Source organism: Stenotrophomonas sp. SORGH_AS_0282 (assembly GCF_030818125.1).
GTDB classification, from domain to species: domain Bacteria; phylum Pseudomonadota; class Gammaproteobacteria; order Xanthomonadales; family Xanthomonadaceae; genus Stenotrophomonas; species Stenotrophomonas rhizophila_A.
The window spans coordinates 3,224,117-3,247,979 of sequence record NZ_JAUTAB010000001.1; the positions used below are offsets into that span (position 1 = coordinate 3,224,117).

General features: G+C 63.7%; 15 protein-coding genes and 4 tRNA genes. 1 reads left to right on the top strand and 18 read right to left on the bottom strand.

From position 1 onward, the window contains the following. Positions 1–329: 329 nt before the first annotated feature. The 18 genes from tuf (QE395_RS14620) to QE395_RS14705 all read right to left on the bottom strand — a co-directional run bounded on the left by tuf (QE395_RS14620) (position 330) and on the right by QE395_RS14705 (position 20,359). Positions 330–1,520, bottom strand: coding sequence for an elongation factor Tu (tuf, locus tag QE395_RS14620; protein ID WP_068849454.1), 1,191 nt, complete (start codon positions 1,518–1,520; stop codon positions 330–332). A 52-nt stretch (positions 1,521–1,572) separates the two neighbouring features. Continuing rightward, complete coding sequence (gene fusA / locus QE395_RS14625; protein ID WP_068849452.1) at positions 1,573–3,714, bottom strand: elongation factor G; 2,142 nt, start codon at positions 3,712–3,714, stop codon at positions 1,573–1,575. Positions 3,715–3,850: 136 nt separating this feature from the next. Beyond that, positions 3,851–4,318: a 30S ribosomal protein S7 gene (rpsG, locus tag QE395_RS14630; protein WP_068849450.1), complete on the bottom strand. Its 468-nt coding sequence runs from the start codon at positions 4,316–4,318 to the stop codon at positions 3,851–3,853. Positions 4,319–4,330: 12 nt separating this feature from the next. Then, positions 4,331–4,705: a 30S ribosomal protein S12 gene (gene rpsL, locus QE395_RS14635; RefSeq protein WP_025879344.1), complete on the bottom strand. Its 375-nt coding sequence runs from the start codon at positions 4,703–4,705 to the stop codon at positions 4,331–4,333. A 297-nt stretch (positions 4,706–5,002) separates the two neighbouring features. After that, a complete protein-coding gene (gene rpoC / locus QE395_RS14640) occupies positions 5,003–9,244 on the bottom strand; it encodes a DNA-directed RNA polymerase subunit beta' (RefSeq protein ID WP_093534578.1) in 4,242 nt (1,413 codons plus the stop codon). An 89-nt stretch (positions 9,245–9,333) separates the two neighbouring features. Further along, positions 9,334–13,488: a DNA-directed RNA polymerase subunit beta gene (gene rpoB, locus QE395_RS14645; protein ID WP_093534576.1), complete on the bottom strand. Its 4,155-nt coding sequence runs from the start codon at positions 13,486–13,488 to the stop codon at positions 9,334–9,336. Positions 13,489–13,779: 291 nt separating this feature from the next. Further along, the gene (gene rplL, locus QE395_RS14650; protein ID WP_068849444.1) at positions 13,780–14,148 is read right to left on the bottom strand and encodes a 50S ribosomal protein L7/L12; all 369 of its coding nucleotides are present in this window, start codon (positions 14,146–14,148) and stop codon (positions 13,780–13,782) included. A gap of 62 nt (positions 14,149–14,210) precedes the next feature. Continuing rightward, on the bottom strand, positions 14,211–14,744 hold the full coding sequence (gene rplJ, locus QE395_RS14655; protein ID WP_068849442.1) for a 50S ribosomal protein L10: 534 nt from the start codon (positions 14,742–14,744) through the stop codon (positions 14,211–14,213). 387 nt (positions 14,745–15,131) lie between these two features. Continuing rightward, on the bottom strand, positions 15,132–15,830 hold the full coding sequence (gene rplA, locus QE395_RS14660) for a 50S ribosomal protein L1 (RefSeq protein WP_068849440.1): 699 nt from the start codon (positions 15,828–15,830) through the stop codon (positions 15,132–15,134). Between the two features lie 4 nt (positions 15,831–15,834). Then, positions 15,835–16,263, bottom strand: coding sequence for a 50S ribosomal protein L11 (rplK, locus tag QE395_RS14665; protein WP_068849438.1), 429 nt, complete (start codon positions 16,261–16,263; stop codon positions 15,835–15,837). A 199-nt stretch (positions 16,264–16,462) separates the two neighbouring features. Continuing rightward, positions 16,463–17,023 (bottom strand): transcription termination/antitermination protein NusG, encoded by a 561-nt coding sequence (gene nusG, locus QE395_RS14670; RefSeq protein ID WP_095364661.1) that lies wholly within the window; start codon positions 17,021–17,023, stop codon positions 16,463–16,465. A 10-nt stretch (positions 17,024–17,033) separates the two neighbouring features. Next, positions 17,034–17,438: a preprotein translocase subunit SecE gene (secE, locus tag QE395_RS14675; protein ID WP_093534574.1), complete on the bottom strand. Its 405-nt coding sequence runs from the start codon at positions 17,436–17,438 to the stop codon at positions 17,034–17,036. 44 nt (positions 17,439–17,482) lie between these two features. Beyond that, a tRNA-Trp gene (locus QE395_RS14680) sits at positions 17,483–17,558 on the bottom strand. A 100-nt stretch (positions 17,559–17,658) separates the two neighbouring features. Next, positions 17,659–18,849, bottom strand: a complete 1,191-nt coding sequence (tuf, locus tag QE395_RS14685; protein WP_068849432.1) for an elongation factor Tu — start codon at positions 18,847–18,849, stop codon at positions 17,659–17,661. A gap of 40 nt (positions 18,850–18,889) precedes the next feature. Continuing rightward, positions 18,890–18,965: transfer RNA gene (locus QE395_RS14690), tRNA-Thr, on the bottom strand. A 47-nt stretch (positions 18,966–19,012) separates the two neighbouring features. Beyond that, positions 19,013–19,086 (bottom strand) — tRNA-Gly (locus tag QE395_RS14695). 38 nt (positions 19,087–19,124) lie between these two features. Then, positions 19,125–19,210, bottom strand: a tRNA-Tyr gene (locus tag QE395_RS14700). Positions 19,211–19,348: 138 nt separating this feature from the next. Then, positions 19,349–20,359 carry an isoaspartyl peptidase/L-asparaginase gene (locus QE395_RS14705; RefSeq protein ID WP_306989774.1) on the bottom strand — a complete coding sequence of 337 codons (1,011 nt, stop codon included), beginning with the start codon at positions 20,357–20,359 and terminating at the stop codon, positions 19,349–19,351. 232 nt (positions 20,360–20,591) lie between these two features. Between QE395_RS14705 and QE395_RS14710 the strand changes: the two genes are divergently transcribed. Then, positions 20,592–23,327, top strand: a complete 2,736-nt coding sequence (locus tag QE395_RS14710; RefSeq protein ID WP_306989776.1) for a TonB-dependent receptor — start codon at positions 20,592–20,594, stop codon at positions 23,325–23,327. The last annotated feature ends 536 nt before the right edge of the window (positions 23,328–23,863 follow it).

Sequence of the window (23,863 nt, forward strand, 5' to 3'; positions counted from 1 at the left end):
GGTTCCTTCGTTAAAAGAGCGACGGACAAGGCCTCTGGGTTGCCTTGTCCCATGAATATCCTGAATGCGGACGCCGCACATTCCTGCGCGGCGACAAGATCTTTCCGTAGACCTCAAAAATCGAGGCAGACCGGTCTCCCGATCTGCCCAGACAAAAAGTATAGCGCGCATACAACGCGGCGGTCAACAGGGGGTCCTGTTGACACTGCCTGAATGGCGCGACCCTTCCTGGTCTGGGGAACACGAGGTGCGTCCTGCGCCTCTTTTCCCGTTTGTGTTGCAACCCCGATGCCCTACCCAGGCAACATCGGGGCGCAGAGTCTAGCAGATTACTTGATGATCTTGGAGACCACGCCGGCACCGACGGTACGGCCGCCTTCACGAATCGCGAAGCGCAGGCCTTCGTCCATGGCGACCGGGTTGATCAGGGTCACGACCATCTTCACGTTGTCACCCGGCATCACCATCTCGACGCCTTCCGGCAGCTTGGCGGCGCCAGTGATGTCGGTGGTACGGAAGTAGAACTGCGGGCGGTAGCCGTTGAAGAACGGGGTGTGACGGCCGCCTTCGTCCTTCGACAGCACGTAGACTTCGCCTTCGAACTCGGTGTGCGGCTTGATCGAACCCGGCTTGCACAGCACCTGGCCGCGCTGGACGTCGTCACGCTTGGTGCCGCGCAGCAGCAGACCGGCGTTGTCGCCTGCCTGGCCCTGGTCCAGCAGCTTGCGGAACATTTCCACACCGGTCACGGTGGTCTTCTGGGTGTCGCGGATACCGACGATTTCGATTTCTTCGCCGACCTTGATCACACCGCGCTCGATACGACCGGTCACCACGGTGCCGCGGCCCGAGATCGAGAACACGTCTTCCACCGGCATCAGGAAGGTCTTGTCCACGTCACGTTCCGGCAGCGGGATCCAGGTGTCCAGCGCCTCGACCAGCTTGATGATGGCCGGCACGCCGATCTCGCTCTGGTCGCCTTCCAGCGCCAGACGGGCCGAGCCCGAGATGATCGGGGTGTCGTCGCCCGGGAAGTCGTACTTGCTCAGCAGCTCGCGGACTTCCATTTCGACCAGTTCCAGCAGCTCGGCGTCGTCCACCATGTCGGCCTTGTTCAGGAACACGACGATGTACGGCACGCCGACCTGACGCGACAGCAGGATGTGCTCGCGGGTCTGCGGCATCGGGCCGTCAGCAGCCGAACAGACCAGGATCGCGCCGTCCATCTGGGCAGCACCGGTGATCATGTTCTTGACGTAGTCAGCATGGCCCGGGCAATCGACGTGGGCGTAGTGACGCTCGGTGGATTCGTATTCGACGTGTGCGGTCGAGATCGTGATGCCACGCGCCTTTTCTTCCGGCGCGGCGTCGATCGCGGAGTAATCCTTGAATTCGCCACCGAAGCGCTCTGCGCCGATCTTGGTCAGCGCAGCAGTCAGCGTGGTCTTGCCATGATCGACGTGACCGATGGTGCCGACGTTGACGTGCGGCTTGGTGCGCTCGAACTTACCCTTTGCCATTGTTGTATACCTTGGATATCAGAAAGAGGGAGATGAAGGCCTGAGCTTATGCTCAGGACTTCTTGATCACGGTTTCGGCGATGTTGTTCGGCGCCGGCTCGTAGTGGTCGAATTCCATCGTGAACGTCGCGCGACCCTGGGTCTGCGAACGCAGCGAGGTGGCGTAACCGAACATTTCACCCAGCGGGATCATCGCGTTGATGATGCTGGCCGAACCGTCACCGGTGGTGCTCGAACCCTGCAGCACGCCACGACGGCGGCTCACGTCGCCCATCACGTCACCCTGGTAATCCTCCGGGGTCACGATCTCGACCTTCATGATCGGCTCGAGCAGGACCGGCTTGGCCTTGGCGAAGCCCTGCTTGAAGGCCATCGACGACGCCAGCTTGAACGCCATTTCCGAGGAGTCGACGTCATGGTAGGAGCCGAACACCAGCTTCACCTTCACGTCCACGACCGGGAAGCCAGCCAGCGGACCGCTGGTGATGGTTTCGCGCAGGCCCTTTTCGATCGACGGAATGAATTCCTTCGGAATCACGCCACCGGTGATGTCGTTGACGAACAGGAAATCGTCCTTGATGTTCGGCGCGATCTTCGGATCGGCACGGTCTTCAGCGGTGATCGGCGACAGCTCGATCACGACGTGACCGTACTGACCCTTACCACCGGACTGCTTGGCGTGCTTGTAATCCGACTTCACGTCGGCCAGCTGGATGGTTTCGCGGTAGGCCACCTGCGGCTTGCCGACGTTGGCTTCAACGTTGAACTCGCGCTTCATGCGGTCAACGATGATGTCCAGGTGCAGCTCGCCCATGCCCGAGATGATGGTCTGGCCGGATTCTTCGTCGGTCTTGACGCGGAACGACGGATCTTCCTGTGCCAGACGGCCCAGGGCCAGGCCCATCTTTTCCTGGTCCGACTTGGTCTTCGGTTCGACGGCCATCGAGATGACCGGCTCCGGGAACACCATGCGCTCCAGGATGATCGGGTGCTCCTGCGAGCACAGGGTGTCACCGGTGGTGGTGTCCTTCAGGCCCACGGCGGCGGCGATGTCACCGGCCAGCACTTCCTTGATCTCTTCGCGATCGTTGGAGTGCATCTGCAGGATGCGGCCGATGCGCTCCTTCTTGCCCTTCACCGAGTTCAGCAGCTGGTCGCCGGCGTTCAGCGTGCCCGAGTAGACACGGAAGAAGGTCAGCGCGCCCACGAACGGGTCGGTGATGATCTTGAAGGCCAGCGCCGAGAACGGTGCCTTGTCGTCGGACTTGCGGCTCAGCGCAACGGTTTCGTCATCGACGTCGGTACCGGTCACGTCCGGCACGTCGATCGGCGACGGCAGCAGCTGCACCACGCCGTCCAGCATGGCCTGCACGCCCTTGTTCTTGAACGCCGAACCGCAGTACATCGGCACGATGTCGGTAGCCAGGGTGCGCACGCGCAGGGCTTCGATGATCTCGGCCTCGGTCAGCTCGTCGCCGCCCAGGTACTTTTCCATCAGCTCTTCGCTGGCTTCAGCCGCAGCTTCGATCATGAAGGTGCGCGCCTCGTCGGCGGCGTCCTTCATGTCGGCCGGGATTTCCAGGTACTCGAACTTCATGCCCTGCGAGGCTTCATCCCAGTGGATGGCCTTCATCTTGATCAGGTCGACGACGCCCTTGAAGCCTTCTTCAGCGCCGATCGGCAGCTGCATCGGCACGGCGGTGGCGCCGAGCTTGGCCTTCAGCTGGCCAACGACCTTGGTGAAGTTGGCGCCGGTGCGGTCCATCTTGTTGACGAACGCGATGCGCGGCACCTTGTACCGGTTGGCCTGGCGCCACACGGTCTCGGACTGCGGCTGCACGCCACCGACGGCGCACAGCACGAACACCGCACCGTCGAGCACGCGCAGCGAGCGCTCCACTTCGATGGTGAAGTCGACGTGCCCGGGGGTGTCGATGATGTTGAAGCGGTGCTCCGGCAGGGACTTGTCCATGCCCTTCCAGAACGCGGTGGTGGCAGCGGACTGGATCGTGATGCCACGCTCCTGCTCCTGCTCCATCCAGTCCATGGTGGCGGCGCCGTCGTGCACTTCACCGATCTTGTGGCTCTTGCCGGTGTAGAACAGGATGCGCTCGGACGTGGTGGTCTTGCCGGCATCGATGTGGGCCATGATGCCGAAATTGCGGTAACGCTCGATGGGAGTGGTGCGGGCCACGGGAGCCTCTCAATTTCTTGGAATTCGGATGGCCGAACGCCGCCTTTCGGCGGCCTTCGGATTGGCGCAGCCCTTCTGGGGCCGCGAGGCAGCACCTTAATGGTGCTGCCGTGCCTGTTTTACAAGGCCGTCAAACTCACCAGCGGTAGTGGGCGAAGGCCTTGTTGGCTTCGGCCATGCGGTGGGTTTCTTCGCGCTTCTTGATGGCGCCACCACGGTTTTCCGAGGCATCCAGCAGTTCTGCAGCCAGCTTCTTCGGCATGGTGTTTTCACCACGCTTGCGGGCGGAGTCGATCAGCCAGCGCATGGCCAGGGCCATCTTGCGCGACGAACGCACTTCGACCGGCACCTGGTAGGTCGCACCACCGACGCGGCGGGACTTCACTTCGACCGACGGAGCCACGTTGTCCAGAGCCTTCTGCACCAGCTCGATGGAGTTCGGGTTCTTTTCGCTGATCACGTCCATGGCGCCATAGACGATCTTTTCAGCGACCGACTTCTTGCCGCTCAGCATCACCATGTTGATGAAGCGCGCGATGGTTTCACTTCCGTGCTTCGGATCCGGCAGGACAGAGCGCTGCGGCGTATTACCTTTACGAGACATGTGTACTTTCCCTTAGCTCTTCGGACGCTTGGCGCCGTACTTGGAACGGCCCTGGCGACGCTTGGCAACGCCCGAGGCGTCCAGCGAGCCACGCACGGTGTGGTAACGCACACCCGGCAGGTCCTTGACGCGACCGCCACGGATGAGGACCACGGAGTGCTCCTGCAGGTTGTGGCCTTCGCCACCGATGTAGCTGATGACCTCTTCCTGGTTGGTCAGGCGGACCTTGGCAACCTTGCGGAGCGCCGAGTTCGGCTTCTTCGGGGTGGTGGTGTACACGCGCGTGCAGACGCCACGGCGCTGGGGGCACTTTTCAAGAGCCGGGGAGGCACTCTTGTAAGTGGTTGCCTGCCGCGGCTTGCGGACAAGCTGATTGATCGTCGCCATCAGTAAGTTCTTCTGAGAGAGGCCCGATGAAAAACAGGCCATGAATGCGGATATGTGCGAGCAGGCGAGAAACCGGCCTGCTGAGACAGACGATTGTAGCAACCCGGCGAAAACGCAGTCAACCGCGCGCACGCCAAGCCGACCCTGATCCCGGGCCGTTACAGGGGAGCCTTTTCCATGCCCCCCGTTCAGGTTGTCAAACCGGCCCCCTTTCGAGGACCGGCCGGCATCCTACCCCATCGGTGGCGATTGCGCCACCGCCGAGGGTGGTCCGGCCAGACGGCCGGACCGGATCCATCATTCGTCCGCGGCCGATTCGGCTTCGGTCGATTCCACCGCCACCGGGGCTGCCGGCGCCACTTCAGCCACCGCCGGCGTGGTGCCGGACAGGGTCTGCATCTCCGACTCGGTCAGCCCGGAGGCGTTGCGACGACGGTTGGCGTGGTACGCCAGGCCGGTACCGGCCGGGATCAGGCGGCCGACGATGACGTTTTCCTTCAGGCCGCGCAGGTTGTCCGAGGTGCCGCGGACGGCAGCTTCGGTCAGCACGCGGGTGGTTTCCTGGAACGAGGCCGCCGAGATGAACGATTCGGTGGCCAGCGATGCCTTGGTGATGCCCAGCAGGACCGGGTCGAAACGGGCGATCAGCTCGTTGCGGGTGGTCAGGCGTGCGTTTTCCTCGATGACGCGCTGGCGCTCGGCCTGCTCGCCATTCAGGAACTTGCTGCTGCCCTGGTCGGTGATCTCGACCTTGCGCAGCATCTGGCGGGTGATCACTTCAATGTGCTTGTCGTTGATCTTCACGCCCTGCAGGCGGTACACGTCCTGGATTTCCTTGACCAGGTAAGCGGCCAGCGGCTCGACACCCAGCAGGCGCAGGATGTCCTGCGGGCTCGGCTCGCCGTCCACGATGGTTTCGCCCTTGGTCACGTGCTCGCCTTCGAACACGATCACCTGGCGGTACTTCGGGATCAGCTCTTCGTGTTCCGAACCATCAGTGTCCTTGATGATCAGGCGCTGCTTGCCCTTGGTGTCCTTGCCGAAGCTGATGATGCCCGAACGCTCGGCCAGGATCGCCGGATCCTTCGGCTTGCGCGCTTCGAACAGATCGGCCACGCGCGGCAGACCACCGGTGATGTCGCGGGTCTTGGACGCTTCCTGCGGGATCTTGGCGACCACGTCGCCCACGCCGACGGCGGCGCCGTCCTGCAGGTTGACGATGGAACGCGGCGGCAGCAGGTACTGGGCCGGCAGATCGGTGTTCGGGATGGTCAGGTCATTGCCCTTGGCATCCACGATGCGCACGATCGGGCGCAGCTCCTTGGCCTGCGAGCCACGACGCTTCGGGTCGGTGATTTCGCGCGAGGCCAGGCCGGTCAGTTCGTCGGTCTTCTCGATGACGGTGACGCCGTCGATGAAGTCGATGAAGCGGATGAAACCGGCCACTTCGGACACGATCGGGTGGTTATGCGGATCCCAGTTGGCCACGGTCTGGCCAGCCTTCACTGCATCACCATCCTTGGACGCGATCATCGAGCCGTACGGCAGCTTGTAACGCTCACGCTCACGGCCGTGGGCATCGAGCACCGAGATTTCACCCGAGCGCGAGACCGCCACCAGCGAACCGCTGGCGTGTTCGACGGACTTGAGGTTGTTGAACTTCACCGAACCGGTGGTCTTGACCGTGATGTTGTCCACGGCTGCCGCACGCGATGCCGCACCACCGATGTGGAACGTACGCATGGTCAGCTGGGTACCCGGCTCACCGATCGACTGCGCGGCGATGACGCCCACCGCTTCACCGATGTTGACCAGGTGGCCACGGGCCAGGTCGCGACCGTAGCAGTGGCCGCACACGCCGAACGCCGATTCGCAGCTGATCGTGGAGCGCACCTTGATGCTCTGCACGCCGGCGTCTTCCAGCTTGGCCACCCAAGCTTCGTCGAGCAGGGTGTTGCGGGTCACGATCGGATCTTCGTCGTTGCCCGGCAGGAACACGTCCTCGGCCACGACACGACCCAGCACGCGGTCCTTCAGCGGCTCCACGACGTCGCCGCCTTCCACGATCGGGGTCATGGTCAGGCCTTCGGAGGTACCGCAATCCACCTCGGTGATGACCACGTCCTGCGCCACGTCCACCAGACGACGGGTCAGGTAACCCGAGTTGGCGGTCTTCAGCGCGGTATCGGCCAGACCCTTACGGGCACCGTGGGTGGAGTTGAAGTACTCCTGCACGTTCAGGCCTTCACGGAAGTTCGCCTTGATGGGCGTTTCGATGATCGAGCCATCCGGACGGGCCATCAGGCCACGCATGCCGGCCAGCTGGCGGATCTGCGCCTGCGAACCACGGGCACCGGAGTCGGCCATGATGTACAGCGAGTTCATCGACTTCTGGTCGATGGTCTCGCCCTTGGCGTTGACCACCTTCTCGGTACCAATGGTGTCCATCATCGCCTTGGCGATGCGTTCATTGGTACGCGACCAGATGTCGACCACCTTGTTGTAGCGCTCGCCGGCGGTGACCAGGCCCGACTGGTACTGTTCCTGGATTTCCAGCACTTCGGCTTCGGCCTCGGTGAGGATGCCGCGCTTCTCGTCCGGGATCAGCATGTCGTCGATACCGATCGACACGCCCGCACGGGTTGCGTAGGCAAAGCCGGTGTACATCAGCTTGTCGGCGAACACGACCGTGTCCTTCAAGCCCAGCTGGCGATAGCTGGAGTTGATCAGGCGGCTGATGTTCTTCTTGGTCAGCTCGGTGTTGGCCAGCGCGAACGGCAGGCCTTCCGGCAGGATTTCGGCCAGCAGGGCGCGACCGATCGTGGTGTCCACGATCGAGGTCTTGTTCTGCTTGTCACCGTTCTCGTCGGTCACCACTTCGGTGATGCGGACCTTGACCTTGGCGTGCAGTTCCACCACGCGGTTGTCATAGGCACGCTTCACTTCGGCGATGTTGGCGAAGGCCATGCCCTCGCCCTTCTTGTTTTCCAGGGCGCGGGTCATGTAGTACAGACCCAGCACCACGTCCTGCGACGGCACGATGATCGGCTCGCCGTTGGCCGGCGACAGGATGTTGTTGGTGGACATCATCAGCGCACGCGCTTCCAGCTGGGCTTCCAGCGAGAGCGGCACGTGGACGGCCATCTGGTCACCGTCGAAGTCGGCGTTGAACGCGGTGCAGACCAGCGGGTGCAGCTGGATGGCCTTGCCTTCGATCAGCACCGGCTCGAACGCCTGGATGCCCAGGCGGTGCAGGGTCGGCGCACGGTTCAGCATCACCGGGTGTTCGCGGATGACCTCTTCCAGGATGTCCCAGACTTCGGCTTCTTCGCGCTCGACCAGCTTCTTGGCGGCCTTGATGGTGGTGGCCAGGCCACGACGCTGCAGCTTGGCGAACACGAACGGCTTGAACAGCTCAAGCGCCATCTTCTTCGGCAGGCCGCACTGGTGCAGGCGCAGGTACGGACCGACCACGATGACCGAACGGCCCGAGTAGTCGACGCGCTTGCCCAGCAGGTTCTGGCGGAAGCGGCCCTGCTTGCCCTTGATCATGTCGGCCAGCGACTTCAGCGGGCGCTTGTTGGTGCCGGTGATGGCACGGCCGCGGCGGCCGTTGTCCAGCAGCGCATCGACCGATTCCTGCAGCATGCGCTTTTCATTGCGCACGATGATGTCCGGCGCGTTCAGCTCGAGCAGGCGGCGCAGGCGGTTGTTGCGGTTGATGACGCGGCGGTACAGGTCGTTCAGGTCGGAGGTCGCGAAGCGGCCACCGTCCAGCGGCACCAGCGGACGCAGGTCCGGCGGCAGCACCGGCAGCACGGTCATGACCATCCATTCCGGACGGTTGCCCGATTCCAGGAAGGCTTCCACCAGCTTGATGCGCTTGGTGAGGCGCTTGAGCTTGGTTTCCGAACCGGTGCTGGCGATCTCCTCCCGCAGGCGGGTCATTTCCGACTGCAGGTCGATGGTGCGCAGCAGTTCGTACACGGCCTCGGCGCCCATGGCGGCGTCGAAGTCGTCGCCGTGTTCCTGGCGGGCCTGCAGGTACTGTTCTTCGGTCAGCAGCTGGCGGCGCTCCAGGGCGGTCAGGCCCGGCTCGGTCACCACGTAGGCTTCGAAGTACAGCACGCGCTCGATGTCACGCAGGGTCATGTCCAGCATCAGGCCGATGCGCGACGGCAGCGACTTCAGGAACCAGATGTGCGCGACCGGCGAGGCCAGGTCGATGTGGCCCATGCGCTCGCGGCGCACCTTGGCCAGGGTCACTTCGGTGCCGCACTTTTCGCAGACCACGCCACGGTGCTTCATGCGCTTGTACTTGCCGCACAGGCACTCGTAGTCCTTGACCGGCCCGAAGATGGCGGCGCAGAACAGGCCGTCACGCTCCGGCTTGAAGGTACGGTAGTTGATGGTTTCCGGCTTCTTCACTTCGCCGAAGGACCACGAACGGATCAGGTCCGGCGAAGCCAGCGCGATCTTGATCGCGTCGAAGTCCAGCGTCTGGCGCTGCTGGTTGAAGAGGTTGAGCAGGTCTTTCATGGTGTTTCTCCGAAAGGAGGAAATCTTGTCGATGGGGCTGTCAGGTCACATCCGGCGGCGCGGCTGCCGGGGCAGCCGCGCCTGCACGATCAGTTGTCTTCCAGTTCCATGTTGATGGCCAGGGAGCGGATTTCCTTCACGAGCACGTTGAAGGATTCCGGCATGCCCGCGACCATCTCGTGCTCACCGTCGACGATGTTCTTGTACATCTGGTTGCGGCCCTGCACGTCATCGGACTTCACCGTCAGCATTTCCTGCAGGGTGTAGGCCGCGCCGTAGGCTTCCAGCGCCCAGACTTCCATTTCACCGAAGCGCTGGCCGCCGAACTGCGCCTTGCCGCCCAGCGGCTGCTGGGTGACGAGCGAGTACGGACCGGTCGAACGGGCGTGCATCTTGTCGTCGACCAGGTGGTTCAGCTTCAGGTAGTGCATGTAGCCCACGGTGGTGTGGCGATCGAAGGCCTCACCGGTACGACCGTCATACAGCTGGGTCTGGCCGCTGAGCGGCAGGTCAGCCAGGGCAAGCATGTGCTTGATTTCAGCTTCGGTGGCACCGTCGAACACCGGGGTGGCCATCGGCACGCCGTCGGTGAGGTTGCCGGCCAGACGCAGCAGTTCCTCGTCGCTGAACTGGGTCAGGTCGACGTGGTTGGCGTGCTGGGTCTTGTCGTGGTTGTACACGTCGTCCAGGAACTTGCGCAGGTCGTTGATCGCGGCCTGTGCCTCGAGCATGCCCTGGATCTTGCGGCCCAGGCCCTTGGCGGCCCAGCCCAGGTGCACTTCCAGGATCTGGCCGATGTTCATGCGCGACGGCACGCCCAGCGGGTTCAGCACGATGTCCACGGTCTCGCCCGAGGCCATGTACGGCATGTCCTCGACCGGCACCACGTTGGAGACCACACCCTTGTTGCCGTGGCGGCCTGCCATCTTGTCGCCCGGCTGGATGCGGCGCTTCACGGCCAGGAACACCTTGACCATCTTCAGCACGCCCGGGGCGAGGTCGTCGCCGGCGGTGATCTTGCCGCGCTTGTCGGCGAAGCGACGCTCGAATTCCTTCTCGTGCGCCTGGATCTGCTTCTGGGCGCGTTCGATGGCTTCGGAAGCGTCGTCGTCCTTCATGCGCAGCACGAACCAGTCAGCCTTCTTCAGGCCGTCCAGGTAGGCGTCGGTGATGGTGTCGCCCTTCTTCAGGTTGGCACCGCCGTTGGCGACCTTGCCCACGATCTGCGAGCGCAGGCGTGCGTAGATGGCGCCTTCCAGGATGCGGAACTGGTCGTCGAAGTCCTTCTTGACGCGCTTGATCTCGCTTTCCTCGATCTGGCGCGCACGCTTGTCCTTCTCGATGCCGTCGCGGGTGAAGACCTGCACGTCGATGACGGTGCCGTCCATGCCCGGCGGCACGCGCAGCGAGCTGTCCTTCACGTCCGACGCCTTCTCACCGAAGATCGCGCGCAGCAGCTTCTCTTCCGGGGTCAGCTGGCTTTCGCCCTTCGGGGTGACCTTGCCGACCATGATGTCGCCGGCGCGCACTTCGGCACCGATGTACACCACGCCCGACTCATCCAGGCGGTTCAGCGCCTGCTCGGACACGTTCGGGATGTCGGCCGAGATTTCCTCCGGCCCCAGCTTGGTGTCACGCGCGACGCAGGTCAGCTCTTCGATGTGGATCGTGGTGTAACGATCTTCTTCCACCACGCGCTCGGAGAGCAGGATGGAGTCTTCGAAGTTGTAGCCGTTCCACGGCATGAAGGCGATCAGCATGTTCTGGCCCAGGGCCAGTTCGCCGATGTCGGTGGACGGACCATCGGCCAGCACGTCGCCACGCGCCACCACGTCACCCACTTCCACCAGCGGACGCTGGTTGATGCAGGTGTTCTGGTTGGAACGGGTGTACTTGATCAGGTTGTAGATATCCACGCCGGCATCGCTGGCGTCGGTGATTTCCACTTCGTTGACCTTGACCACGATGCGGCCGGCGTCGATCTGCACGATCTCGCCGCCACGACGGGCGTTCACGGTCACACCCGAGTCACGGGCCACGGCGCGTTCGATACCGGTACCCACCAGCGGCTTCTGCGCACGCAGGGTCGGCACGGCCTGGCGCTGCATGTTGGCGCCCATCAGTGCACGGTTGGCGTCATCGTGTTCCAGGAACGGAACCAGCGCGGCGGCGATCGACACGGTCTGCATCGGCGAGACGTCCATGAAGTGGACTTCCGCCGGCGGCTTCAGCAGCGACTCACCCTGGAACCGGCACGGCACGAACTGCTCGGTGAGCATGCTCTTGGCGTCGGTCAGGGCGTTGGCCTGGGCGATGACGTATTCGTTTTCTTCGATGGCCGACAGGAATTCGATCTCGTCGGAGACCTTGCCGTCGTGCACCTTGCGGTACGGGGTTTCCAGGAAGCCGTACTGGTTGGTGCGGGCGTACACGGCCAGCGAGTTGATCAGGCCGATGTTCGGGCCTTCCGGGGTTTCGATGGTGCAGACGCGGCCGTAATGGGTCGGGTGCACGTCGCGCACTTCGAAGCCGGCGCGCTCACGGGTCAGGCCGCCCGGGCCCAGGGCCGAGACGCGACGCTTGTGGGTGACTTCCGACAGCGGGTTGTTCTGATCCATGAACTGCGACAGCTGCGAGGAGCCGAAGAACTCCTTGATGGCAGCGGCAACCGGCTTGGCGTTGATCAGTTCCTGCGGGGTCAGGCCTTCGGATTCGGCCATCGACAGGCGCTCCTTGACCGCGCGCTCGACGCGGACCAAGCCCACGCGGAACACGTTTTCGGCCATTTCGCCGACCGAACGCACGCGACGGTTGCCCAGGTGATCGATGTCATCGACCACGCCGCGACCGTTGCGGATCTCGGTGAGGACCTTGATCACGTCCAGGATATCGGAGCTGTCGCCGTGCTCGGCGACCAGGCGCTTGGACTCTTCGTCGTTGCGCTCGCCGAAGTACTTGCGGTCGTACAGCACCGCTTCACCGGTGACTTCCTTGCGGCCGACACGACGGTTGAACTTCATGCGGCCAACCGTGGACAGGTCGTAGCGCTCGAAGGTGAAGAACAGGTTGTGGAACAGGTTCTGCGCGGCGTCCTTGGTCGGCGGCTCGCCCGGACGCATCATGCGATAGATTTCGACCAGCGCTTCGAGCTGGGTCTTGGTCGGATCGATGCGCAGGGTGTTGGACAGGTACGGGCCACGATCCAGATCGTTCACCCACAGGGTACCCACGGCATCCACGCCGGCCTTGCGGAAGGCCTGCAGCTGCTCGTCGGTGATTTCGTCGTTGGCCTGGGCCAGCAGTTCGCCGGTGCTCGCGTCGACCACGTCGTGGGACAGGATGCGGCCGACGATGTAATCGTCCGGCACGGCCAGGGCGGCAATGCCCGAGGCTTCCAGCTGCTTCACGTGGCGCGCGGTGATGCGCTTGCCGGCTTCGACGATGACCTTGTCGCCGTCGGCCAGGTCGAAGTTCAGGGTCTCGCCGCGCAGCCGCTCGGAGACCAGTTCGAGCTGCACGCCCTCATCGGGATTGATGTGGAAGGTGTTGATCTCGAAGAACTCGGCCAGCATCTCTTCGTTGCTGTAGCCCAGCGCACGCAGCAGGATCGACACCGGCAGCTTGCGGCGACGGTCGATACGGGTGAACAGCGCGTCCTTCGGGTCGAACTCGAAGTCCAGCCAGGAGCCGCGGTACGGGATGATGCGGGCGCTGTACAGCAGCTTGCCCGAGCTGTGGGTCTTGCCACGGTCGTGGTCGAAGAACACGCCCGGCGAACGGTGCAGCTGCGAGACGATGACGCGCTCGGTGCCGTTGACGATGAAGGTGCCGTTGTCGGTCATCAGCGGGATTTCGCCGAGATAGACCTCCTGCTCCTTCACGTACTTGATGGCCTTGGTGGACGACTCGCGGTCGTAGATCACCAGGCGCACGGTCACGCGCAGCGGCGCGCCGTAGCTCATGCCACGCTGGCGGCATTCACGCTCGTCGAAGACCGGGTCGCCCAGCTTGTAGCCCACGTATTCCAGCGCAGCGTTGCCGCTGTAGCTGGCGATCGGGAACACCGACTTCAGGGCCGCGTGCAGGCCGAGATCACGGCGCTTGGCCGGATCCACGTTTTCCTGCAGGAATTCGCGGTAGGAATCCACCTGGATGGCGAGCAGGAACGGCACTTCGAGGATCGAGCGCTGCTTGCCGAAATCCTTGCGGATACGCTTTTTTTCGGTGAACGAATATGACGTCATGGGGTCTCACCTTGGCTGTGCGGGCCCCGCCATGGAGGCGTGGCCCGAAGGGAACATGAAAATTGTCAGTTGGAAGTCGCTGGTATTGCCGGCACCAGCACGCCTTCTCCCGCTACTTCCAACTGCCAACTCGTCGCCGGTGAAGCATCCGACTAACAGTCGGATCTACCGGTCGAATTGGCGCGGACCGGACATGCATCCGGCCTTACCGCAATAACGACCAAAGGCCGGGGGCTTACGCCCCCAGCCTTGGCTGCATCGCCGTGATTCGATGGCGACGCAAGGAGCTGCTTACTTGACTTCGACAGTCGCGCCAGCAGCTTCCAGGTCCTTCTTGAACTTGGCAGCGTCGTCCTTCGAAGCGGCTTCCTTGATCATGCCGCCGGCTTCTGCCAGGTCCTTGGCTTCCTTCAGGCCCAGGCCGGTGATGGCGCGCACGGCCTTGATCACTTCGACCTTCTTCTCGCCGGCCGACTTCAGGATGACGTCGAATTCGGTCTGCTCTTCAACAGCGGCAGCCGGGCCAGCTGCGGCAGCAGCGGCGACCGGAGCAGCGGCGGAGACGCCGAACTTCTCTTCGATGGCCTTGACCAGCTCCATCACTTCCATCAGGGACTTCTCGGCGATGGCGTCGACGATCTGTTCGTTGGTAAGGGACATTTTGATTACCTTTGGATAATTTTCTGGGTTGAGGTTCCGTTCGGAACCACGGAAACGTCGACTCAGGCGGTCTCGGCGGCCGGTTCGGCAGCGTCAGCGGTTTCACCGCCATTCTGCTTGTCACCGATGGCCTTGATGGCGCGGGCGAACATCGTGACCGGCTCGGTCAGGACGCGGGCCAGCATGGCCAGGGCCTGATCGCGGGTCGGCAGCGAAGCCAGCACGTCGACGTGGCTCGCCGGGAACACTTCACCACCAATCGCAACGACCTTGGCCTTGAGCTTGTCGTTGGTCTTGGCGGCATCCTTGATCAGGCGACCGGCAGCGCCGGGCTCCTCGAGCGAGAACGCATACAGCAGAGGACCAACCAGCTTGTCCTGTGCGACTGCGAACTCGGTGCCTTCAACGGCGCGCGAAGCCAGGGTGTTCTTGACAACTTTCAAGAAAACACCGGTTTCACGAGCCTGCTTGCGCATCGCGGTCATCTGGGCGACCGTGGTGCCAGCGTATTCGGCTGCGATCAAGGAGTGGGCCTTGGCGGCGACGTCTGCCAGCTCGGCGACTACTTCTTGCTTCTGGGACAGATTGAGAGCCATTGCACTCCTCCAATTGAACTCCGCTTACGGCTCCTGCCGTGTGCGGTCCTGGGCGGCATCCGTCCTGGACGCCGGGAACATCGGGCTGATGTTCCAAGGGTGGGCCGTTCTAGACCTGGATGGCCAACCTGGGTGAACCCAGACGTGCGTAAACCAGAAAAACTCCAGAAGGGCACCATCTACGCAGGGTGATTCCCGGGGGAAACGATTAAGCGGTCGGTACGGCACCGGCGGCGACTCCCTGCCAATGCGAGCATCCCTGCCCGTCGCCGGTATGCAACGACCGCGCCTGCGGTCTTTGACGGCTATCGTCACGGGCCAGGCCCGCTCGGATTGCCTTCAAAATTCACGGATACGCGACCGAGGCCGCGTACCCGCTTGAAACGATTACTTCAGGGTCAGCGACGACTGGTCGACGGTGACGCCCGGGCCCATCGTCGAGCTGACCGAAACCTTCTGCAGGTAGGTGCCCTTCGAGGTAGCCGGCTTGGCCTTGATCAGGTCCAGCAGCAGCGCCTGCAGGTTCGACTTCAGCGCGTCTTCGGCGAAGTCGGCCTTGCCGATGGTGCAGTGGATGATGCCGGCCTTGTCGGTGCGGTAACGCACCTGACCCGACTTGGCGTTCTTGACGGCTTCGCCCGGGTTGGCCGACACGGTGCCGACCTTCGGGTTCGGCATCAGGCCGCGCGGGCCGAGCACGGTGCCCAGCTTACCCACGACGCGCATCGCGTCCGGGGTGGCGATGACGACGTCGTAGTTCAGGTCGCCGGCCTGCATCTTCTCGGCCAGGTCGTCCATGCCGACGGCTTCGGCGCCAGCGGCCAGGGCTTCGTCAGCCTTGGCACCGGCCGGTGCGAACACCGCAACGCGCACGCTCTTGCCGGTACCGGCCGGCAGCACGGTCGAACCGCGCACCTGCTGGTCGGACTTCTTGGCGTCCACGCCCAGGCGCACGGCGACGTCGAAGGACTCGACGAACTTGGCCTTGGTGGCGGTCTTCAGGATCTTGATTGCGTCCTCGAAGGCGTAAGCCTTGCCCGGGACGACTGCGGCCTGGATGGCCTTCTCACGCTTGGTCTGTGCCATCTTCTTAACCCTCTACCACAAGGCCCATGGAACGGGCAGAACCAGCGATCGTACGCACGGCGGCGTCCAGGTCGGCGGCCGTCAGGTCAGCTTCCTTCGCCTTGGCGATCTCTTCCAGCTGCTTGCGGGTCACCTTGCCCACCTTGTCGGTGTTCGGGCGCTTGGAGCCCGAGCTCACGCCAGCGGCCTTCTTCAGCAGCGTGGTGGCCGGGGTGCTCTTGGTGATGAAGGTGAACGTACGGTCCGAATAGGCCGTGATGATCACCGGAACCGGCAGGCCCGGCTCGAGCTTCTGCGTGGCGGCATTGAAGGCCTTGCAGAATTCCATGATGTTCAGGCCACGCTGACCCAGCGCGGGACCGACCGGCGGCGAGGGGTTGGCCTGACCGGCCTTCACCTGCAGCTTGATGTAACCAATTACTTTCTTTGCCATGTGAATACTCTCCGGGTGCTAGCGCCTTGCGACCACAGGCTCCCCATCGGACCGGGAATCTCGCGTCCCGGCATCGCGTTTTTGAATTCATGCAGAAGGCCACCTCGCGGCGGCCCTTTGCTTTTGCCAGCTTCCTGGCAGGAAGCCGCGCACTATATCAGATTTTCAGGCCGCCGCGTGAACAGGCGCGACCGTCGGATCAGGTGGCCTTTTCGACCTGGCCGAACTCGAGCTCGACCGGGGTGGCGCGACCGAAGATCAGCACCGAGACGCGCAGGCGGCTCTTCTCGTAGTTGACCTCTTCCACCACGCCGTTGAAGTCGTTGAACGGGCCTTCGGTGACGCGGACCATCTGGCCCGGCTCGAACAGCACCTTCGGACGGGGCTTTTCGACACCTTCCTGAACGCGGTTCAGGATGGCCTCGGCCTCGTGATCGGCGATCGGCAGCGGACGATCGGCGGTGCCGCCGATGAAGCCCAGCACCTTGGGCGTTTCCTTGACCAGATGCCAGCTTTCGCTTTCGATCCGGGGAATGCCGTTCTCTTCGTGCGTCTCGATCTGGACCAGGACGTAACCGGGGAAGAACTTGCGCTCGGAACGGCGCTTCTGGCCGGAACGCATTTCAACCACTTCCTCGGTCGGGACGAGGACGTCACCGAAGAATTCCTGCTTTTCCTGACGCTCGATGCGGCCGCGCAGGTCCTGCGCCACCGACTTTTCGAAGCCTGAATAGGCGTGAACGACATACCAACGCTTCACAGGTTTCTCCTTATCGACCCAGGAACAACTGGATCGCTTTCTGAATCAAGAAATCAAAGCCGCCGAGCAGCAGGCTGAGGATGATCACCACGACCATCACCACCCAGGTCATGCGGATGGCTTCCTGGCGCGTCGGCCAGACCACCTTGCGCAGCTCGAAGCGGGATTCGGAAAGGAACTCACGGGTGTCACGACCCTTGGCGGTCAGCATGAACACGCCGAAACCGGCAGCAAGGCCGATGGCGACACCCAGGCCACGCAGGGGGCCGGACCAGGCATTCTGGGCCGCATGCTCGGGCATGCCGAACCAGAACCACGCAAAAAGACCCGCAAGTGCCAGGAGCACTGCGGCGGCGTATTTGACGATGTCACCCCCGGTGGAGGTGTCCTTGGAATGCTCGATCTTGCTGTTCATCCGGCTCTGGCTGCTGAGGCGGCATGGCCGCTGGAAGGGAGAAGTGGCACGCCAGGAGGGACTCGAACCCCCAACCTGCGGTTTTGGAGACCGCTGCTCTGCCAATTGAGCTACTGGCGTACTGAAAAAACTGCCTTCCCTGAGACGGCGAAGGCGGACCGAGGTTCCCGGCCCGCCGTTCGCGAGACCGGCAGCGCTGTGCTGCCGCCGGTAGTGCAGATTACTTGATGATCTTGGAGACCACGCCGGCGCCGACGGTACGGCCGCCTTCACGAATCGCGAAGCGCAGACCTTCATCCATGGCGACCGGGTTGATCAGGGTCACGACCATCTTCACGTTGTCACCCGGCATCACCATCTCGACGCCTTCCGGCAGCTTGGCGGCGCCAGTGATGTCGGTGGTACGGAAGTAGAACTGCGGGCGGTAGCCGTTGAAGAACGGGGTGTGACGGCCGCCTTCGTCCTTCGACAGCACGTAGACTTCGCCTTCGAACTCGGTGTGCGGCTTGATCGAACCCGGCTTGCACAGCACCTGGCCGCGCTGGACGTCGTCACGCTTGGTGCCGCGCAGCAGCAGACCGGCGTTGTCGCCTGCCTGGCCCTGGTCCAGCAGCTTGCGGAACATTTCCACACCGGTCACGGTGGTCTTCTGGGTGTCACGGATACCGACGATTTCGATTTCTTCGCCGACCTTGATCACGCCGCGCTCGATACGACCGGTCACCACGGTGCCGCGGCCCGAGATCGAGAACACGTCTTCCACCGGCATCAGGAAGGTCTTGTCCACGTCACGTTCCGGCAGCGGGATCCAGGTGTCCAGCGCCTCGACCAGCTTGATGATGGCCGGCACGCCGATCTCGCTCTGGTCGCCTTCCAGCGCCAGACGGGCCGAGCCCGAGATGATCGGGGTGTCGTCGCCCGGGAAGTCGTACTTGCTCAGCAGCTCGCGGACTTCCATTTCGACCAGTTCCAGCAGCTCGGCGTCGTCCACCATGTCGGCCTTGTTCAGGAACACGACGATGTACGGCACGCCGACCTGACGCGACAGCAGGATGTGCTCGCGGGTCTGCGGCATCGGGCCGTCAGCAGCCGAACAGACCAGGATCGCGCCGTCCATCTGGGCAGCACCGGTGATCATGTTCTTGACGTAGTCAGCATGGCCCGGGCAATCGACGTGGGCGTAGTGACGGGTCGGGGATTCGTATTCGACGTGTGCGGTCGAGATCGTGATGCCACGGGCCTTTTCTTCCGGCGCGGCGTCGATCGAGGAATAATCCTTGAACTCGCCACCGAAGCGCTCGGCACCGATCTTGGTCAGTGCGGCGGTCAGCGTGGTCTTGCCGTGGTCGACGTGACCGATGGTGCCGACGTTGACGTGCGGCTTGGTGCGCTCGAACTTACCCTTGGCCATGGCTGCTTATCTCGAAATCGTCTGAATGGTGGCACTAAGATGGTGCTCACGAAAGGAATCGAACCTTCGACCTCCTCCTTACCAAGGAGGTGCTCTACCGACTGAGCTACGTGAGCGAGTTTTGAATTATGGCACGAATTTGAATATATTCAAATCCATTCAATGGAGCGGGAGACGGGGATCGAACCCGCACCATCAGCTTGGAAGGCTGAGGTTCTACCATTGAACTACTCCCGCATCGGAAGCTCTTGCCACAACTTGAAACTGCATGAAACTGGTGGAGGGAGGTGGATTCGAACCACCGAAGGCGTAAGCCAGCAGATTTACAGTCTGCCCCCGTTGGCCGCTTGGGTATCCCTCCTTACCACCCTGTCCCGTGGCGCCGAAGCGTTTTCGGTGTGGGGTGGAAGAGCCGTGAATTTTGGGGGTGAATGCGGGTTCTGTCAACAACCTTTTTGAAATTTTTCACACCAATCGCAATTTGCCCTGACAACGCGGGCTATTGGCCCGGAAGCGTCAGCGTTTCGTCCGCGAAGATCGCCACGTGCGGCACGCCGTCGGCACCAATCCAGCCGCGATACATGCCCTGCGTATTGAACGGCGTGGCGGCACGGCCATCGACCCCCAGCACGATCGCACCACCATCGCCGCCCAGCGCGGGAATGCGCGTATTGATCACCTCGCGCCCGGCCTCTTCCGGGCCCTGCTTCAGGTACTGCATGCGCGCGCAGATGTCGTACGCGGCGGCCGTGCGGATGTAGTACTCGCCCCATCCCGTGCCGGACACCGCACAGGTGGCGTTTGCGTAGGTACCGGCGCCGATGATCGGTGAGTCGCCCACCCGCCCGTAGCGCTTGTTGGTCATGCCACCAGTGGAGGTGCCGGCGGCCAGGTGGCCCTGGCTGTCCAGCGCGACGGCGCCCACGGTGCCGAAGTGGCGGGCCGTTTCCAGGTCGGCATGGGCCTGACCGCTGGCCTCCTCCTTCAGCGCCTTCTGCAGCTGCTGCCAGCGCTTTTCGGTGCGGAAGTAGGACGGATCGACCAGCGCGATGCCCTGGCTCGCGGCGAAGGTCTCGGCGCCCTGGCCCACCATCATCACGTGCGGGGAGTGCTGCATCACCGCTTCGGCGAGGAGGATCGGGTTGCGCACGCGCTGCACGCCGGCCACTGCGCCGGCCTTGAGGCTGGCGCCGTCCATCAGCGCGGCATCCAGTTCGTTGCGCCCGTCATGGGTGAACACCGCGCCCTTGCCGGCATTGAAGGTCGGATCGTCCTCGAGCACGGTGATGGCGGCGGTGACCGCGTCCAGCGCCGGCTTGCCGGCCGCCAGCGCCTGGTGGCCCTTGATGAGCGCCTGGCTCAGGGCCGCGCGCGCGGCCTTTTCCTCGGCCGCCGAGAGATCCTTGCGCTGCACCCCTGCCCCACCATGGATGACTAGCACCGGTTCGGCGGCCAACGCGAGGGGGCTGAGCAGGCACAGGGACAGCAGGAGAGCGGATCGGCGGGACATGGCGATGACCGGGGTGGGTGAACCCCCATCATGCCCGCGCCGCACGCCCGCCTGCATCGGCCGAAAGCCATGCAGGTCGGGGACCGGGGCCGAAAATCGGCTTCAGCGCATTCCTGAAGATGAGGCAGTGGTGAACGGCATGAAAAAGGCGTTAAATGCGCGCCGTCCGTTCACCGAATGTGAATGGGGGTCGCGGCCTCCCCTGAGGCCTACTTTCTTGTTGGGAATTCTCATGCGTAAACAGGCGATGGCGTGGTCGATCCAGCTGGCGTTGATGGGTGTGGCCGCAACCGCGGCGGCGCAGGCCCCAGCCCCCGGGGTGCAGCAGCTGGACACGGTGCAGGTCACCGGCTCGCGCATTCCGCGCGCGCAGGTTGAGGGCCCGGCCCCGGTCACGGTGATCACCGCCGAGCAGATCCAGGCCAGCGGCTTCACCAGCGTGCCGGACGTTCTGCGTTCGATGACCCAGAACGGCGGTGAGACCCAGAGCCAGCAGTCCGCCAGCGGCGCCGATTTCTCACCGGGCGCGCAGCAGGTCGACCTGCGCGGGCTGGGGCCGAACCACACCCTGGTGCTGGTCAATGGCCGCCGGATCGCCGACTTCCCGATGCCGTTCCAGGGCCGCAGCAACTTCACTGACGTTTCCAACATCCCGCTGGGCATGATCGACCGGATCGAAGTGCTGACCGGCAGCGCGTCGGCCATCTACGGCTCGGACGCGATCGCCGGCGTGGTCAACTTCATCCTGAAGAAGCAGGTCGATGGCACCACGGTGGACGTGCGCATGGGCACCACCACCGAGGGCGGTGGCGAGTCGTTCGACATGAGCATCGCCAGCGGCTTCGATTTGGGTAAGTTCAGCGCGGTATACAGCCTGGAGCTGCAGTCGCAGACCCCGCTGTGGGCCTATGAGCGCGCGCAGCAGGATTCCACCCTCGACGCCCCCACCGACAGCGCGCGCGCCGCGCGCCGCGCTTACCTGCGCACGGATTACAACGACGATTACCTGGACCCGGGCCAGGCCACCTGCGATGCGCTGGCCGGACAGAACAAGGGCAGCACCTACTACGCCGAGCGCGCGCGGTACGGCTTCTACTGCGGCAGCGACCGCTCGATCGGCTACGGCACGATCCTGAGCAAGCGCCGTGGCGCCAACGGCTACGCCTCGCTGCGCTACGGCTTCGAGAATGGCGCGGAGTGGTTCGCCGACGTACAGCTGGGCTACCACGACATCGCGCTGATGCGCGACGTGGCCCAGTGGGGGCTGATGGCGCCGGATGGCAACGAGGACGGCTACTTCCACAACCAGGCCACCGACCAGGTGGAGTTCTGGCAGCGCCAGTTCTCGCCGGAGGAAATGGGCGGGCTGAGCAACGGCATGATCCGCAGCACCCAGAAGACCTTCAGTGTCACCACCGGGTTCAAGGGCTCGCTGGACGCGGCCTGGGATTACGAGGCCTCGCTGAGTCATTCGCAGTACCAGTCATCGATCCGCTGGCCGCAGATCATCGCGGCCAAGGCCAACGACCTGTTCCTGGGCCCGCAGCTGGGCGAGGACGACGATGGCTTCCCGATCTACAACGCCGACCCGGCGCGCCTGTACCGGCCGCTGACCCGCGCCGAGTACGATTCGATCGCCGCACGCACCACCTACACGCCCAGATCGCGCACCGATACCGCCGCGCTGACCCTGACCAACGGCGAGCTGTTCGAGCTGCCCGGCGGCAAGGCCGGCTTTGCGGCCACCGCCGAGTTCGGCAACCAGTCCTACGCGCTCCATCCCGATCCGCTGGCCACGCAGTACTACTACTACAGCTGGAAGGATTCGGACGGCCATGGCAGCCGCAACCGCTGGGCCACCGCGGCCGAGCTGCGGCTGCCGCTGCACGACACGCTCAACGTGAGCGTAGCCGGCCGCTTCGATCAGTACCGCTACTCGGGCAACACGATCGGCAAGGCGACCTGGAGCGGCGGCATCGAGTGGCGGCCGATCGATTCGCTGCTGGTGCGCGGCTCGTACGGCACCGCGTTCCGCGCGCCGGACCTGCACTATGTGTATGCCGGCCCGGGCAACGATGAAACCAGCGCCAATGACTATTACGCCTGTGCGGTAGACGGTGCCGACGACTGCTCGGATTACGAAGAGAACCTGATCCGCACCCGCCAGGGCAACCGCCAGCTGGATCCGGAAACCAGCACGTCCTGGAGCGCCGGTCTGGTGTGGTCGCCCGCAGTGGGCCTGGACCTGTCGGTGGACTGGTTCGACATCGACATGCGTGACCAGGTGCAGGACATGGACGTGAGCACGATCCTGCGCGATGAGGCGGCCTGCCGCCTGGGCGACGCCGATGCCAGCTCGCCGACCTGCGTGGACGCCATCAGCCGCGTCACCCGAACCGACGACGGCCGCCTGTACGGGGTGCACGTGAGCCCGATCAACATCGCCCGCGAAACCACCCGCGGCATTGACGTGGGCCTGCGCTACCGCTTGACCACCGGCGTCGGTGATTTCATCCTGAGCGGCAACCACACCTGGGTGCAGCGCCATGATTTCCAGCAGTTCGCCGGGGACGTGGTGGACGACCAGTTCGCGGTCAACAGCGGCTTCGACATACCGCGCACCAAGACCAGCGCCAGCCTGACCTGGGAGAACGCGGCGTGGTCGACCACGCTGTACGGTTCGCGCCTGGGCAAGCTGCCGAGCTTCGACAGCTACGACCAGAGTTTCGACTGGGAAAGCGGCGACAGCCCGTGGATGAAGGCGACGTACCGCTACAACCTGTCGGTGCAGTACCGCTTCGACGACCATTCGCGCCTGTCGCTGTCGGTGGTGAACCTGTTCAACAAGATGCCGCCGAAGGATGCGACCTATACGTCGTACCCGTATTACGACGTGTCGTGGTTCGATACCGTCGGCCGCCAGTTGAACCTGCAGTACACGCACAAGTTTGGTGGGTCTGCGCTGTAAGGGCGGGATTGCCTTGGTTGCCGGGATTGCGTGGCGCCACGCTGCGCGGCGCTGCTGTTGGGGTGAGGCGAACAGCCGTTCTGCAACGATCGTCTGGCTTGGCGGGACGGTGCGGGTTTCCGGGGGACGCCGTGAACCCATCCATGGGGGCTTGTAGAAAACATCCATGTTTTCTACACCCCCGGAAACCCGCCCCGACCCGCCTTAGACGGTGTGTCGTTGCCATGGGAAACGCGGGGGACGGCCGTTGGCCGTCGATCATTCCGATCCAATTCATGCGCTACCGGACGTAGATACGTTCACGGCGGTTGTTTGGGAACCAACCCTACCGGCGATGCCGGAGCATGCCAAACAACGGGAATTCCGCTCCTTCCTTGGCCACCGGCCAACTGTCGGGGGCCGGCGGGGGTGGGTTTGCGGGACCGTAGAAAACATGGATGTTTTCTACGAGCCCCCATGGATGGGTTCACGGCGTGTCCCGCAAACCCGCACCCGACGGCCCAAGCCAGGCACGTTCGCAGCGCACGGCTGTTCGC